Below are 15,053 nucleotides of genomic sequence, written 5' to 3'. Positions count from 1 at the left end.
TTGAATCCATGGATATTCGCCAGCTCCGTTATTTCCTGACAATTGCCCAGGAAGGCCAGATCACCCGCGCAGCTAAACAGCTGAATATGGAGCAGCCTCCCCTCAGCCGGCAGCTGAAGCTGATGGAAGAGGAGCTTGGCGTCACGCTGTTCGAGCGAAGCGGCAAGCAGCTTCGGCTGACCCATGCCGGCGAGCTCCTGCAACAACGGGCCGACTCGCTGCTTAATCAGTTCAACGAGACGCTGACGGAGGTGAAGGAACTTCATGCCGGCATCCGCGGCATGCTGTCCATCGGCGCGGTCGTTTCCTGCATCTCGCTGCTGCCCCAGCGCATCCATTCCTTCCGGCAAACATATCCCGAGGTCACCTTCAAAATCCGGGAAGGCGACCATTCCCTGCTGGCCGACCAGCTGGATCAGCGCCATATCGAGCTTGCGGTGACCCGCCTCCCGTTCGAATCGCGCTTTGATCCGGAACGTTATGCCGTGCTGCCCTTGCCCTCCGATCCGTTCGTTGCCGTTCTCCCCGGCAGCTGGGAATGCGGGCCGACGCGAGGGCAAATCTCAATGCGTGAGCTGGCAGAGCATCCGTTCCTGTCGCTAAAGACCGACCAGACCAAAGGCATGCATGAGCGGGTCATCCAGGAATTCAACCGCAGCGGCCATCCGCCGCGCGTCATATGCGAATGCTCCAGCGTCGCGATCATCGTGGCATTGGTCGCCGAAGGGATCGGCGCCACGATTTTGCCGGAATCGGTCATGTCCTCCTTCGCCATCCCCAACATCCGGACAATGACCATACTCAGCGCCGATTTCCAATCCGATGTCGGAATTGTCTGGCTCAAAGATCATGTGCTATCCAATCGCGCCCGACATTTTCTGAACACTTTTATAGAATAACATTATTGGAGGCGTATCGTCTTCTCCATGTTTATCCGGTGCCGCGCCAATGATCCGCAGCCCGGACGGCCCCCGCTCTGCCTGTACACCCTTCATGCACGAAAATTTAATGACTGATCAAGCCAAACAGGGAGAGCTGTTACGCTCAATATAACATCCTCCCCGTTTATTCACCGCCGGAGAACGCGATTTCCGCAATTGTTCCGCAGCTTGTAAAGCCGATATTGCGGTATACTCGATTCGAATCAGAATTGGCTTGATCCGCATACAGCATCGGTGTAAGACCCTCCCGGTTCAGAAGCAGACCAAGCTCAGCTACAAGGACGCTGGCATACCCCTTCTTCCACTCTTCCTTCGGCGTATAGACGGCGTTAATGCCTTGAACGCCTCCCATCCAAGCGCTTCATCTCATCCATGGGCACCAGCCTCTCCAGCATCATTCGCCACCCTCTCCTCTCATTCCGGGCCGATAAACGACAAAAAGACCCCGTCCCCATAGGGACGGAGCCTTGCTCCGCGTTACCACCCTGATTCGCGCCGGCTCTTTCCGGCACGCACTCTTCGCCATCATCCATCAATGATGCCCCATGGATAACGGCAGGGAACTCCCGGATCAGCTTCACGTCATGGACAGTCGGCTGATCTGCTCCGAGGTGATGGCCTGTTCATCGCCGCTTCCGCTGCTTCGCACCCACCAGCAGCTCTCTGATTCGAAGCATCCATACGATGCCGGCGTCCTCTTCAGCGCATTTGTTCGAAAATTTTATTCAGTTTAATCCGTTTGCGTTAAGCTGTCAAGGCTGAAATTCGTCCATCAACCCGCCGTTTTATGCAAATCCAGTCTATTTGTTGGTGAACCGAAAGACCAGCATTTCTCCTTTTTCCGGATGGACGCCATCCAGTTCGGAGTATTTTCCACCTGTATACGTATTCAGCGTCTTGCGCCAAAAAATCTGCGTGCTCATATTCCGTTCCGTCGGGTTGGTCTGAAGCTCCCACGCGCCTTGGAACTGATCGAACACAAGCTCAGCTGCTCGCCGCGCTACACCTTGTCTTCGATAAGTCCGAAGCACGAAAAAATCGCTTAAGTAATATTGAATATTGGGCGACGGAACCTGCGGCGGTGTAGAAACCAGCGCGAAACCGGCGGCAATGTCATCCACTGTGATCAGATAAGGAAAGAGAACCGACGGCTGCTCCCACCACACGTCCAGCAGTTTGCTCTGCTCGCTCAAGGTCGGCACATCCCCCTTCTCAAACACTCCATATCGGTTAGGATGGATCCCCCATATTTCAGCGATGTCATGCAAGTACAGCGGATAGAGGTTGTGCAGAATAAATGACTGTTCTTTCGGGCATAAACGCACTTCAATATTCAAGATCAATCCCCTCCCTAATCAATCATTTCAAGCAGGTTAAAATCCCGGTGAGTATGTTTAGAATAACATATTTCCCAGACCAAGATATCGACAAGTATGTAAATTTCGTTACGCATGCCATACAGGGCTGCGGATTGCTCTCCGAAAGTCAAAGCCGCCTCACGATCATTATATGACAGACAGCCTTTCCAAATATTTCTTGATCAACCTATAAATATCCTGCACGCATCCGACAGCGATTTAATTGGATTCTTAGGATCACAATCCCTCTCGGGCATCCGCTACATATATAAGCAGAGAACCTCTCTCTATAAGGTTGTCATAAATTCACAGGATTATGAGCACTCCACATCCCCTCCGGCAAAGCCCAAAAAAAAAGAGCCAACCGAATCTCATCGGCCGGCTCCTTGCTCCAATCTGCCCTCGCGGCAGCATGGATGGGAGAGGATTCCCTCAATCACTTCTTGCGTATTAAGTCAGTCCCAGCATGTTACGTGCCATCGCAAGCACTTCTTCCTGTTCCGTCAGCAAAGCAAATTGTCCGACAGCCACCGGATACGCCGCGTATTGCTCTACGATATGGTCGTACATCCGCGGCCACACCTTCCCGCCGGCTTGCTCGTATCGCTCCAGCAGCAGCTTCAGGTTATCCTCGCCGTGAACGGCATAGTACAGAATGAAATCCTTGCCCGGGTTCGTCACTTCAGCCTCTGTCCAATCCAAAAGCCCGGTAACTTGAACCTGGCTGTCGATTAAAATATGCGGAGGATGGAGGTCGCCATGGACAAGCGACGAATGGCCCGGCCAATAGGAGTCATCACCGATCCATTTCTGCCAGCGGTCCCACAGCGCCGCGGATACTCCCAGGCGGCTTCGCACCTCCTCCATATTCCGCGCCATCTCTTCCCGAGCTACCTGCGGACTCTTCACCCGGAGGCCGGCTGCCCGAGCATCCTCGTGATCGATGCCGTGGAGAGCTGCCAGCCCCTGTGCCAGCGAATCGACGAATCGCTCGCCCGGCTGCACAGGATCCATGTTCCACGCATACCCTTCCGCACCGACAGATGCGGCAGGCTGACCGCTAAGCAGCGGATAAGCGATAAGCTCTGGCGTGTAGATCCGCCAATCCGGTACGGCAACCGGCAGACGGGGCTGAATCAGCTTAAGCACCCGAGCCTCATTGTCCGCCCGTTCGAGCACATCGCCACGCCGCGGCTTACGCAGTACCCAAGACACACCTTCGGCATCCTCGGCAATGCCGACCAGAAAATCCATGCCGGATTCATTCATTTCGATGCCGTCAGGGTTCAGTTCCACCCCGTGCTCCCCTGCGATCGCCACCATGTCCCGGATAATTTCGGTATAATCCTGAGAATGAGCTGTTGTCATATAAAAACGCCTCCTTGATATCGTTATCACCCTCGCAAGCTTCTTGAGTCAAACAACAAAAAAGCACAGGCAATCATCACCTGTGCTCAGCGTAATCGACAATGGGGCGCTTGCTTCCGCCACGATCCCCTATGTCCGAGTGCACGAAAATAACCCCATCCCGGAAGACAGTAAAGGACACAGCAAATCATCCCCCACCTGCTTCGGATAGTCTTAATTTATTCGTCACTCATGACTATGGGTTACGTAAAATTGGCAGACCCATCCCGATTACCCTGCTTGAGCAGCAGGCCTCTTCATCGCGTATTCCATTAGCCGCGAAAAGATCTCAATCGGGAATAATCCAACACACGTAACCCTCCGTTCATCCTAAGTTGCATTTAGAATAACAGATTGGAGCAGGCAATACAAGGGATGATTTGGATTTAATCATTCTTTCCCTGCTATGTAGTTAGAGGATAAGCCAATTCTCTCCAAGCCCGCTTCAGTCCGGTTGGGACGAACGGATTTCCTTCGTTCATCAACAGCCGCCCCCGCGGTCAGCTCGCCTTATGCGAGGAATTCAGCTCGGCAACCGGCGGGGCCGCGGGTTTCTTTTGCGTCAGATACAACGCCAGTCCCGTAAACAGGAAACCGCCGGCGATGTTGCCAAGCGTCACGGGAATTTGATTCCATAGCCACCAATCCCCCAGACTAACGCCCGCTCCCATCAGCATGCCGGTCGGAATGACGAACAGATTGACTACTGCGTGCTCAAACCCTTGACCGAAGAAAATCACAATCGGCAGCCACATGGCGGCAATCTTGCCGCCTGTGCTCCGGGAGGCGTTAGCCATGACAGCCCCCAGGCACACCATCCAGTTGCACAGCATCGCCTTCACAAACACCGTTCCCATCCCTGCCCAGCCTAGCGAAGCATAACCAATCGTCTTCGCTTCAGCAGCGCCCCGTATAAGGTCAATAACGCCGCCCTCTTGTACATGCCCGAACTGTGTCACCGCCGCGTAATAGAGCAGCCCATAGAATACCGAGCCGATAAGGTGCCCGATAAATACCCACGTCCAGCTGGCAAGCATCCGCAAGGCCGTCGTTTTCCTTTCCATAACCGCGAGTGGAATGAGGGCGAAGTTGCCCGTAACCAGCTCCAGTCCAAGCAGCACGATGATGACGAACCCGGCGGGAAACAACAAGGCACCCGCCATGCCGATCCCCGTCTGGACCGTTGCCGTAAAGGCCAGCGTCGTGGCAAATCCAAGCAAGGCTCCGCCCAAAAATCCCCGCAGCAGCATTTGCTCAACGGTCAGCTGCGATTTACTCGTCCCCGCTTGAATCATGGCTTCTACTACTTGATCCGGCTTTACATAGGACATGGTATCCCCCTCCTTCTGGGTGTATGGAACTGAACTGCCGCCCCCCATTACCACTTTTTATAAGTCAGAAACTTTCCGTTTAACGTGACAACCACCCGGTCTCCCTTCGGATCCTCCACACGCTGTATATCCATCTCATAGTCGATCGCAGACATGATGCCGTCGCCGAATTTCTCGTGGATCAAGTCCTTGATCGCCGGTCCGTACACCAGCAAGATTTCATAGAAGCGATAAATCAGCGGGTCCGTCGGAGGCATAGGCACCGTCGTTCCACGGTATGGAATAACGGTTAAAGCCGCAACCGCCTCCGGATCCAGCCCAAGCAAATCCCCGACCTTGGCACTCTCTTCATTCGTCAGCGTCCCCTGTCCCAGCAGCGCCGTTGCCGTGCAGGCCTCCGAACGGTCGATTACGCTTGCGATATCGATCCACTTTAACCCCAATTTGCGTTTGGCCTCCACGATTCGTCTTGTGACCTCGGCTCTCTCCATGCATCCTCTCTCCTTTGTAAAAAGTAGTCTTACTCTCTACTGATCGATAGAAAATGAATTAATGTCATGTTTTCGTACACATAATATGAAAATCTGGTCTAATTATACGAATTTTGTTTGTTGTAAGTCAATAAAATTAACATTAATTATAATTATCATAAGACAATTTCAGTAAATAGATTAATTTGCGTCATATTAAATAACATAATCAGAATAAAAAAATGGCATCCTCTTCAGGACGCCATCATCTTCATTTCATAATCGCTGCAACAGAATACTGTTTTTGAATCAAGCCTCCACCTGCGCATGCTCTTTACAGAACGCAGTGAGCTCCTCCTCTTCTTCCGGCTCCATATCAAAATCAAGATACCGATCGGTCGTTCGCTCGTAGAAATCGTATTTTACAATTCGGGAATCAGCCCCGTCTTTGAGAAAGATCACCCGCAGGTAAACTCCCTGTTCAGAATAAAGCTCGTCCTCCTCCGGCACGTCCAGATCGCATACGAACTCATATCGCTGCCCTGCCAGGATCCCGAACGGATCTTGAATCAACTCTACGCTGTATTCCTTAATCGTCAGCATTAAATCTCACCCTTTCTGTCACACTTCTACATTATAAACCACGAAAACGCCCTGCCACACCTTAAAGATAGGTTCTTATCCCAGAGGACAAATGGATCATTTTTTCGTTTCTCTATGCTTTTATCTCTTACACCTGATCCTTCAAATATTCTACGATCAAGAAGAAGTCGTTCTGATAAAAAAGGAGTTGACGCAAATTGCCGATCAAGGACCAGCTGACGATCACCGTGGAGAAAGGCAGCCATCGGTATTCCTTAACCTCCCCGCTTGGCGGGATAGATCGGTTTACCGTCGTCGTGAATGATCAATTCACCAATGCGCCGAACACGACGCAAATCGCAAGCGGGGCGGGCAAGAGCAGCGCTGCCGGGAGTAATGCCGCGATCCGCTCTCCGCATGCGTACCAGCAGGAAAGTGTCGGCGCAGGCGGAATCGCCAAAAACCTCGGCCTGAAAAACCCGCTGCATCATGGTGTTAAACTGAATGGAAAGCATTCGAAGTCCAAGAAACATCAGAAAGAAGTGGTCTTCGTCATTAATAAGCAGGTGGTCAGGCTGCCGAGATCAATCCGGGACAGCTCAGCCACCCAGATTGCGAGCGGCGCCGGAGCCTTCAGTACAGGCGGCACCAACTCGGCAATTGAAAGCCGGGGCGCCCGGCAGCAGCAAGCCGTCGGCGGCGGGAGCGGCAGCAAAGCGATCAATCGGGATGTCCGCCGCAAGAAGGTTCAATCCAAGCACCGCCGTCCGCATCACGGAAAGTGAAGCGTTAGGTGGCTGCGCACCAACAAAGAAGGGACCCTGATCAGGGTCCCTCTTGTGTAGATATCAAGGATAGCCGCGCCTGTTGTCACGTGTTACATGGATTCTCCTTGGCCTGTCCGTTCTTTGCCCTTCGCGGTGGCCGCGAAGGATCTTGTCATCGTCTTGATCTGCTCCACCTTCCGGTAGCGGAGGGCCGACCAATCCTCGTCGATGGCGATCTGCCGCACCGGCTCATAGCCTTCATCCGCCAAAATGCCGGCGATGCTGTCCCGGCTGCAGTCGGAATTCTTGTAAGTTTTGGACGTCTTCTTCGGATAGCAGAGCCAGAGCAAGCCGTTATCCGCTACGGCGCTCGCTGCAACCTTGGCCAGCTCCCGCAGCTGCCCGTTGCTTGTTCCGAACGCCTGAACGAAATCATAGGGAGCTTGCACCGGCTCCGTATGAACCTCCCCTTGAAACGAGCGAATAACCTCCTGATAGGCCTCCGGCGCGTTCAAGATCAGCACGGGCTGGCCCAAGTCTTTATACTGCAGCTTTTTCACAACCGGATGGGTTTCCAGCATATTGGTTCATTCCTTTCCGCTTGATGTGTCAGGGTCAATAGCAATTGAGGGCTCTCTAGCAGAAAAAAGCATACCGCTTCGTGAGGATGTGCTTTTCCCACTACCCTAAGGCGAGCAGCTCTCCAGTTACTGCGCCTTCTTGATCTGCTTGCTCCGCAATTGGCCGCAGGCGGCATCGATATCGGTGCCGTGCTCTAGCCGTACGCTGACGCTGATGCCCTGCTTCTTCAATGTATCGTAGAATGCAGTGATCGTCTCCTTGGAGCTCCGCTGATATTGACTATGCTCATCCACCGGATTGTAAGGGATGAGATTGACGTTCGCCAGGCTGCGACGATCGCCGACCAGCTCCGCAAGCTCCATAGCGTGCTCTCGCTGATCATTGACGTCCTTCAGCAGAATGTACTCGAGGGTGATGCGGCGCTTCGTTTTCTCTAAATAATAATCGATGGCCTCCATCAGCTTCTCGATCGGAATGGCCTTGTTAATCTTCATGATTCTCGTGCGCAGCTCATTGTTCGGCGCATGCAGGGAGATCGCCAGATTCGTATTCAGATCACTGTCCGCGAACTCAATAATTTTGTTGGCCAGCCCGCTTGTGGACACCGTGATATGGCGTGGTCCGATAGCAAGTCCCTTATGGTCCTTGATCACCCGGATAAAGTTCGCCATGTTGTCATAGTTATCGAACGGCTCGCCGATCCCCATCACGACCAGGTGGCTCACCCGCTCATCCTGGCCTCTGCGGTCCAGATGAAGCTGAACCTGCATCACCTGCTCAACGATTTCTGCAGCCGTCAGATCCCGGCTCTTCTTCAGAAGGCCGCTGGCACAGAAGCTGCAGCCAATGTTACAGCCAACTTGGGTTGTTACGCAGACGGACAACCCGAATTTATGGCGCATGAGCACCGTCTCGATCAGGTTGCCGTCAGCCAGCCTGAACAGAAACTTGACCGTCCCGTCCATCGACTCCTGCTTCGTATGCTCCTCCAGCGTCACAATCGCAAAGTGTTCCTCCAGCAGCTCAAGGCATGAAGGATGCACGTCGGTCATCTCCGAAAATGCCGTAACCCGTGAGCGGTACAGCCATTCCCACACCCGGGTCGCCCGGGACTTCTTATGGCCCCGCTGGCCGAGCCAATCGACCAGCTGATCTAATGTCAATCCATAAATGGATGGTTTATTCATGATGGATATCCTCTTTCTATAAACAACATTAATTATGAGGCATATTGCAAAAATCCAAAGGGCGACTTCAATCAGCAATATATAGATCGAATGGTTTAGTTCGTCTATGTATTGTACCTGGAAGCGGCCGAAATCGAATTTTGCAAATTCCTGATATATCAAACCTTACGGCGAGAAACGGACTCCTGATTGCCCACTCTGTATTGTCCCAAAATTTCAAGACGAACACAAGGGGAGTTATAGGCAATTCACGCTTCTTATACGCAAATCAGGATTGACATATCCAATAAATACCTTTATGTTTATCATTGACTGACTAAATCGATCATAAATATCTATAGGAGAAGGGAGACACTCAACACTCATTTCGTTAATGACGATCACCGCTATTTGTCCTGCACCTGTAATCTAAATTTGAATTTCAGAAGATATTTTTCGTTTATGATTGACTGATTAAATCAATCTATATTTGGAGGTTTCGTATGAAAACAAAAGGCAAAGCGCTCATTCTAGGCGGAGGCATAGCCGGACTATTCACTGCAACCGTGTTATCCAAGCATTATGAAGAGGTGATCATCACGGATCGGGATGAGTTTCCGGCAGGCCCGGAAAATCGGTCGGGTACGCCGCAGGCCTATCATCCGCACCGTTTCCTTGCGCGCGGCAAAATGATCGTTGAAAGCTGGTTCCCTGGCATAACCGAGGAATTGCTTCAGCAAGGGGCGCATCCTCGAGAAATGAAATCCGTTAAGATGACCAATCGCTACGGCACGCTGGAAATGCCCGATGAGCCCAATGCAGGGTGCAGCAGATCCCTGTTTGAGTGGACCCTCCGCAACAGAGTGATCCAAATGCCTAATGTGACTCTCTTACCGAAGCTTGCAGCGCAGGAATTACTGCATGACGCGGACAGGAATGCCGTTACCGGCGTTGTTTTCCGGGACAAAAACGTCAGGGAATCAACGCTTGTTCAAATAAATGCGAATCTGGTCGTGGATGCAAGCGGACGCGGTTCCAAGCTCGCTGATTGGTTGCAGAACCTTGGTTACGCGGTACCGGAAGCAGAGAAACTGCACGTATCCCTAGGATATAGTACGCGGCACTATAGGGTTCCGGAGGAAATCCAGGCTGTATGGAGCACCATCCTGAATGATGGAGATCCCTCCCTTGGTATCGGCACGGCCGTGTTCAATCCGATCGAGAACCAGATCGCAGAGGTTGTTCTGTACCGCGCGGGAGGAGCTTCCTATCCGACAACCGACCATCAGTTGTACGACCAGGAGGCGCAAAATCTGTTCGGTTCCACCATCGGAGATTTGCTTCAGCAGCTTGAACCAATCTCAAGCCCGCGGGGCTACCGGATTGAGGAATGCGTGAGACAGCATTTCGAGCAGATGGAGGATTGGCCTTCCGGTCTGCTGGTGCTCGGCGATGCCTTCTGCAGCTTCGATCCGATATTCGGCCAAGGCATGACGGTGGCGGCCATCCAGGCAGATGCGCTGGACCAGTACTTGCAATCGAGGCAAAATGAAGTCCTGCTTGAGGAGGGATTCGAACGCTTCGCCCTTCTAAAGATGCAATCCGCCATGGAGCCTGCATGGTGGCTCAGTACTGCCGCGGATCTCAGATGGCCGGGGGTGACATACGAAGGCCACCTGTCCGCCCAAGGGTTCTCTTTTGCCCAGAGGCTGTTCGATCTATGCCAGGAGCTGGCTTATGCTCATAACGATATGGCCGTATTCGAACAGTATATGATGGTAACGGGTCTTTTCGCTTCGCCGCAGGCTTTGTTTAACGCAGAGTATATCAACTCGCTTGTGAATGCGGATCCATCGGGAAAAGGCAAAGCTTGGCTCCATCAGGTATTACAGGAGGTGAATTTGCCGCTGGAGGAACTACTCGCGCGGATCATCCCGGTTTTTAATAACGAGTTTCTGCCCTTATCCATGGGATTGCCCGAATAAATCAAATGCGTTATTGTTGTTATCAGCACGAGAATACCAGGATGAGGGATGGACGCAATGACCCCTTTAAACGAAGAACAATTGCATCAAATACGCGACGAACGAAAAGAACAAATCATGCGAGCTGCCATCAAAGTATTTTCTAAAAGAGGAATCTTCGGAACCAAAATGAGCATGATTGCCAGCGAAGCCGGAGTCAGCCACGGCCTTCTCTATCACTACTTCAAATCCAAAGACGAGTTGTTCATCACACTCGTTCAATGGTCGATGGAGGAAGCTCGGCAAGCGTTCTCCGAAATCTATAACGTACCCGGTACCCCTCTTGAGAAAATCGCTCTGCTAACCTCAATGATTCTCCAAGAGGATGATAATTCGCACTTTATGCTGATTCAGCAAGCACGCACCTCGGATGGCGTGCCCGAAGAGGCCAAGCGGATTATCGAGAACTATTCCATCCATGCTTTTGTTGACCAGTTGATGCCGCTGTTCGAAGCTGGGCAGAACGCCGGGGAGATTGCGGCTGGCGATCTGAGAGAGCTGGTGGCCTGTTATTTATCCGTGTTGTCGGGATTAATGACGCTGAAGTCCCAAGAGGATCCAAGCTATACGCCCCCGAAGGCGGAGCTGCTGCTGCGGCTGCTTACGAACGGATAAGGATCATAACGCAAACCAAACACACCTCCCATGAAACCGCCCGGATTGTCTCCGCACATTTCATAAGAGGTGTGTTTTTTACGATTGTCGTATATCAGAGGGGTGCTCCGGGTTCATGCTTCTCCTGCTCCAGGACTCGCGATCCTCCGCTCAGTGTAATCCAAGTATCGAACTCCCGCTGTCCTTCATGCAGGCGAATAACCCTCGCACCGCGGAGCATGCCTTCCCGGCCGTAGGTGCCATAACCGGTAGCTCTGCCGTAGCAAAGCCGGATGCCGTTGAGTTCACCCCAGTAATCGTTAATGTGATCATGTCCGGCGAACGTGCCCATCACATCGCCCCGCTCCAGCATGGCCGCGAACAAACCGGTGTTCAGCTGCGGGCAGCACACTGCCTCAAACTTGTTGCCATAACACGTCCGGCGTTCCCATACATCCCTGTATTCCGGAATCGGGATGTGGAAGAAGGCCAATGCCGGCATGGAGTCGCCGCCACGCTTTACGCTGTATGCGGCAGACGCCATTTCATACCAGCGGATCTGATCGCGCCGAATCCAATCATAGCCTTCAACGGCCGGATGCTGTGACATTTCGCCCGAATCGAAGAAATACAGCACGGCCTCAGCCGTATCTTCCCCTTTTCCGTAAATAGGAAGCGTGTAGTTGCCGACACCGCTAATTTCCGGCGGCCCAGGCTCCGAACAGCAGCCGGGAAGATCCATGGCAGCCTTCATTAATTCCTCCCGCGTAATATCGCCTTCCGTATCATGATTGCCGAATACGAATGCCCAGCGAATCCCCCGAGATTCCGCCGCGAATACGGCATCCTTGAAAGCCTGAACCGGGTCCAGGCAGCTTGCGGAGCTATCCCCTGTCTCCCCCGTATAGATAATATCTCCAGTAAACACAACGAGATCGGGTTGTTCCAGGTCCAGCACCGCCTCCATGCACTGCCGGCTCGCTAAGTCTTGCGCATCGCCATTCCTCCAGTGAATGTCGGTAAACTGTACGATCGTAAACGTCTGATCTTCTTTAAAGCGGAGTACGGGCTTCATATTGCAGCCTCCCTTAATTTCGGTTTGCGGTTTTTGTGTGAATTGTTGTTGTTTTATGTGTATATTAGAGGGTATTCCATGATTTCGTCAATGATTTTTGTTGACATGATGAGGTAACTGCCATAATAATTAGTTGAAATCAACAACACTGGTCAATATCAGTCATACATATGTGAGGTGAATCCGCAATGTCCGTAACCTATGAAGACCGGCGGCAAAAAATCCTGCATCAATTGGAGCTTGAAGGCAAGGTCCAGGTTCACGCCCTCGCGAAGCAGCTGGATGTATCCGCCGAAACGATCCGCAGGGATCTGGACCGCTTGGAGAAAGAAGGCAAGCTGCGCAAAGTTTACGGCGGTGCCGTCAAATCGCGCTCCGGACAGATCGAACCGTCCTTCCTAAGCCGTTCGCAGACGCATTCGGAAGAAAAGGCCGCGATCGGCAAGCTGGCAGCTTCCCTTGTTAAAGACGGGGAGACCATTCTGCTGGACAACGGAACGACCACGATCGAGGTGGTGCGTTATCTTCAGGACCGCCCGCATGTCACGGTCATCACGCACTCGGTGCCTATTCTCAATCTGGCGATGGAGATTTTTCAGGGGAAGATTATTTTTATCGGCGGGGATATGGACCGGACCAAACAGGCTGCAACCGGCCCGCTTACCGAAATGCTGCTGGAACAGTTCAAGGTGAATAAAGCGTTTATCTCTGTCGGGGGCATCTCGTTAACCGACGGCATTACCGATTATGATGTGGATGAAGCCTACATATCCCGAAAAATGCTGGAGCGTGCGGAGGAAGGCATCGTTCTCGCCGATCATTCGAAGCTCGGGGTAACCACATTCTCGAAGCTCGCGAAGCTGGAGGACATCTCCATGCTCATCACGGATCCAGGCTGCCCGCAGGAATGGGTGGATAATCTGTCTGCTCGCGGGATCGAAGTTCTTACCGGGCCGATCTGATGGAGCTTCTGGCCCTGCTTCTGGTCCTGTCATCCGGTCTGACGCATGCGCTCTGGAATCTGTTTACGAAGCGAAGCATTCATAAATCGGTATTTCTGTGGTGCATTCATTCGGTAACCTTAATCATTCTGATGCCCTATTTCTGGATCGAAATGTCGCAGCTCACGCTGAGCCCGAAAGTATACGGCTTCATTCTGCTGTCCATGACCATACAAGGAGGCTACATCCTCCTGCTCTCTAAAGCTTATACGCATGGGGATATGTCCCAGGTCTATCCGTTCATGCGGGGGCTCGGCGCCATGCTGACTTCCCTTTGCAGCCTGGTTCTATTTCACGAGCAAATGAGCACCGCCGGCGTCCTTGGGCTATCCGCCATTATTTTCTCTTTATTCGCCTTATCGGGGATCCGGGCCGGCTCACGTCACAATGTGAATGGAAAAGCGCTTATTTATGCCTGTCTGGTGGGGCTCTGCATTTCAGGCTATACGCTCACGGACAAGGCGATTCTGGATGCCGGAGTTTCCCCCGTGCTGTTAATCCAGTTATCGAATATCAGCTATTTCATCGCGCTTATCATCCCTGTCCTGCGATCCGGACAACTGAAGCGGGAATGGTCCGTTAACTGGCGCACCATACTGCTCGGCTCTGTTCTGGCGCCAGGCTCGTACCTGTTGTTTCTGTTTGCCATGAGGCTGACGCCGCTTGCCCATATTGCACCGATCCGTGAGATCAGCACCGTATTCGGCACGATATTCGGCATTCTTATACTCCGGGAGCAGCAGGGCTCGCGCCGAATCGTGATGTCCGCGCTGATCACATTAGGCATCATCACCATCGCAATCTGGGGTTAGCTCTCGTCTCGTCGGTAAGTCAACCATGTATGAGTCCTGAGTCCAACACTGCCATTCTATGTATCATCAAAATGTACCGATCATGTACATAACAAGGAGGCTGCCATCTATGGCACAACGAGTCGTCATTCTTGGAATCGACGGGGCGGGCGGATTCATCCGTCAAGCAGACGCCCCTCATCTGCTTGAGCTTCTGCAAAGCGGAGCGTATACCTATGAGGCACGGACCGTTTATCCCAGCATCAGTGCAGAGTGCTGGGGTTCGCTCTTATACGGCGTGAGCCCGGAGCGTCACGGGCTTAACAACGACAAAGCGATTCATCGCAAGACCCCTTCCGACTTCCCTTACGCCTCGCTCTTCAAGCTGGCCCGCCGGAAGTGGCCGGATGCACCGTTAGCCGCGTTCAGCTGCTGGGAGCCGATCAACAGAGGGATCATTGAAAACGATCTGGGCGTCCACATGGAATCCATGCCGGACCCTGAGCTCGCGGAAGCCATCACCGCTTATATACATCAGCATCCCGATTTCAAGCTGATGTTCATCCAGCTTGACCATCCGGACGCCGCCGGCCATCAACACGGCTTCGGTACTTCCGGTCAGCTCGCGCAGATTGCCGTCACGGATCAATACGTGCATAGGATTATGGACGGCTTGCGCAAGGAAGGACTGCTGGAGGATACCTGGGTCATCACCGTGAGCGACCACGGCGGAGGCGGCGCCCATTCGCATGATCACGGCAGCGACCATCCGATGGATATGACCATCACCTGGGGAATTACGGGACCTGCCGTAAACGCCGGCCCTATCCAAACGCCGGTTGGCATTATGGATACGGCTGCCGTTACGGCGCATGTGCTGGGATTGCCCGTACAAGAATGCTGGGAAGGAACCATTCCCGGAGGACTGTTTTCATCAAATTTATGAATCGGCCAAACCTTTTTT

The 15,053-nt window shown here is 52.7% G+C and carries 16 protein-coding genes; 7 read left to right on the top strand and 9 right to left on the bottom strand.

Going from position 1 to position 15,053, the window contains the following annotated elements; all coding sequences use genetic code 11:
- Window positions 1–8 precede the first annotated feature (8 nt).
- A complete protein-coding gene (locus tag NSQ46_RS01130) occupies window positions 9–899 on the top strand; it encodes a LysR family transcriptional regulator (protein WP_007128969.1) in 891 nt (296 codons plus the stop codon).
- A 166-nt stretch (window positions 900–1,065) separates the two neighbouring features.
- On the opposite strand, the gene NSQ46_RS01125 is transcribed toward NSQ46_RS01130, so the two are convergent.
- From NSQ46_RS01125 to NSQ46_RS01100, 6 genes are all read right to left on the bottom strand, one after another.
- Window positions 1,066–1,293: a GNAT family N-acetyltransferase gene (locus NSQ46_RS01125; RefSeq protein WP_007128970.1), complete on the bottom strand. Its 228-nt coding sequence runs from the start codon at window positions 1,291–1,293 to the stop codon at window positions 1,066–1,068.
- Between the two features lie 448 nt (window positions 1,294–1,741).
- Window positions 1,742–2,278 carry a GNAT family N-acetyltransferase gene (locus NSQ46_RS01120; protein WP_007128971.1) on the bottom strand — a complete coding sequence of 179 codons (537 nt, stop codon included), beginning with the start codon at window positions 2,276–2,278 and terminating at the stop codon, window positions 1,742–1,744.
- Between the two features lie 471 nt (window positions 2,279–2,749).
- The gene (locus tag NSQ46_RS01115; RefSeq protein WP_007128972.1) at window positions 2,750–3,667 is read right to left on the bottom strand and encodes a macrolide 2'-phosphotransferase; all 918 of its coding nucleotides are present in this window, start codon (window positions 3,665–3,667) and stop codon (window positions 2,750–2,752) included.
- Window positions 3,668–4,206: 539 nt separating this feature from the next.
- Window positions 4,207–5,037: a formate/nitrite transporter family protein gene (locus NSQ46_RS01110; RefSeq protein WP_341342566.1), complete on the bottom strand. Its 831-nt coding sequence runs from the start codon at window positions 5,035–5,037 to the stop codon at window positions 4,207–4,209.
- Window positions 5,038–5,084: 47 nt separating this feature from the next.
- The gene (gene cynS / locus NSQ46_RS01105) at window positions 5,085–5,528 is read right to left on the bottom strand and encodes a cyanase (RefSeq protein ID WP_251535806.1); all 444 of its coding nucleotides are present in this window, start codon (window positions 5,526–5,528) and stop codon (window positions 5,085–5,087) included.
- Window positions 5,529–5,816: 288 nt separating this feature from the next.
- Window positions 5,817–6,110 (bottom strand): DUF6509 family protein, encoded by a 294-nt coding sequence (locus NSQ46_RS01100; protein WP_007128975.1) that lies wholly within the window; start codon window positions 6,108–6,110, stop codon window positions 5,817–5,819.
- A gap of 197 nt (window positions 6,111–6,307) precedes the next feature.
- Here NSQ46_RS01100 and NSQ46_RS01095 point away from each other — a divergent pair, with 197 nt between their 5' ends.
- Window positions 6,308–6,874 (top strand): hypothetical protein, encoded by a 567-nt coding sequence (locus NSQ46_RS01095; RefSeq protein ID WP_251535807.1) that lies wholly within the window; start codon window positions 6,308–6,310, stop codon window positions 6,872–6,874.
- Between the two features lie 92 nt (window positions 6,875–6,966).
- On the opposite strand, the gene NSQ46_RS01090 is transcribed toward NSQ46_RS01095, so the two are convergent.
- Together NSQ46_RS01090 and rlmN are read right to left on the bottom strand one after the other, a co-directional pair.
- Window positions 6,967–7,437: a DUF3052 domain-containing protein gene (locus NSQ46_RS01090; RefSeq protein WP_251535808.1), complete on the bottom strand. Its 471-nt coding sequence runs from the start codon at window positions 7,435–7,437 to the stop codon at window positions 6,967–6,969.
- A 126-nt stretch (window positions 7,438–7,563) separates the two neighbouring features.
- Window positions 7,564–8,625 carry a 23S rRNA (adenine(2503)-C(2))-methyltransferase RlmN gene (gene rlmN, locus NSQ46_RS01085; protein ID WP_342576088.1) on the bottom strand — a complete coding sequence of 354 codons (1,062 nt, stop codon included), beginning with the start codon at window positions 8,623–8,625 and terminating at the stop codon, window positions 7,564–7,566.
- A 482-nt stretch (window positions 8,626–9,107) separates the two neighbouring features.
- On the opposite strand from rlmN, the gene NSQ46_RS01080 reads away from it, so the two are divergent.
- Together NSQ46_RS01080 and NSQ46_RS01075 are read left to right on the top strand one after the other, a co-directional pair.
- Window positions 9,108–10,589 carry an FAD-binding protein gene (locus tag NSQ46_RS01080; protein WP_342576087.1) on the top strand — a complete coding sequence of 494 codons (1,482 nt, stop codon included), beginning with the start codon at window positions 9,108–9,110 and terminating at the stop codon, window positions 10,587–10,589.
- A 57-nt stretch (window positions 10,590–10,646) separates the two neighbouring features.
- Entirely contained in the window at window positions 10,647–11,243 is a 597-nt protein-coding gene (locus NSQ46_RS01075) for a TetR/AcrR family transcriptional regulator (protein WP_007128980.1), read from the top strand.
- A 94-nt stretch (window positions 11,244–11,337) separates the two neighbouring features.
- Here the strand turns inward: NSQ46_RS01075 and NSQ46_RS01070 are convergent, their stop codons facing one another.
- Entirely contained in the window at window positions 11,338–12,297 is a 960-nt protein-coding gene (locus tag NSQ46_RS01070; protein WP_342576085.1) for a metallophosphoesterase family protein, read from the bottom strand.
- A gap of 188 nt (window positions 12,298–12,485) precedes the next feature.
- Here NSQ46_RS01070 and NSQ46_RS01065 point away from each other — a divergent pair, with 188 nt between their 5' ends.
- From NSQ46_RS01065 to NSQ46_RS01055, 3 genes are all read left to right on the top strand, one after another.
- A complete protein-coding gene (locus NSQ46_RS01065) occupies window positions 12,486–13,259 on the top strand; it encodes a DeoR/GlpR family DNA-binding transcription regulator (RefSeq protein ID WP_007128982.1) in 774 nt (257 codons plus the stop codon).
- On the top strand, window positions 13,259–14,110 hold the full coding sequence (locus tag NSQ46_RS01060; protein WP_007128983.1) for a DMT family transporter: 852 nt from the start codon (window positions 13,259–13,261) through the stop codon (window positions 14,108–14,110). Before NSQ46_RS01065 ends, NSQ46_RS01060 begins: the two co-directional genes overlap by 1 nt.
- A gap of 109 nt (window positions 14,111–14,219) precedes the next feature.
- A complete protein-coding gene (locus NSQ46_RS01055) occupies window positions 14,220–15,035 on the top strand; it encodes an alkaline phosphatase family protein (protein WP_007128984.1) in 816 nt (271 codons plus the stop codon).
- The last annotated feature ends 18 nt before the right edge of the window (window positions 15,036–15,053 follow it).

The organism is Paenibacillus sp. FSL M8-0142 (genome assembly GCF_038597315.1).
Lineage (GTDB): Bacteria > Bacillota > Bacilli > Paenibacillales > Paenibacillaceae > Paenibacillus_AQ > Paenibacillus_AQ lactis.
This window is presented reverse-complemented; position numbering and strand designations above follow the sequence as displayed.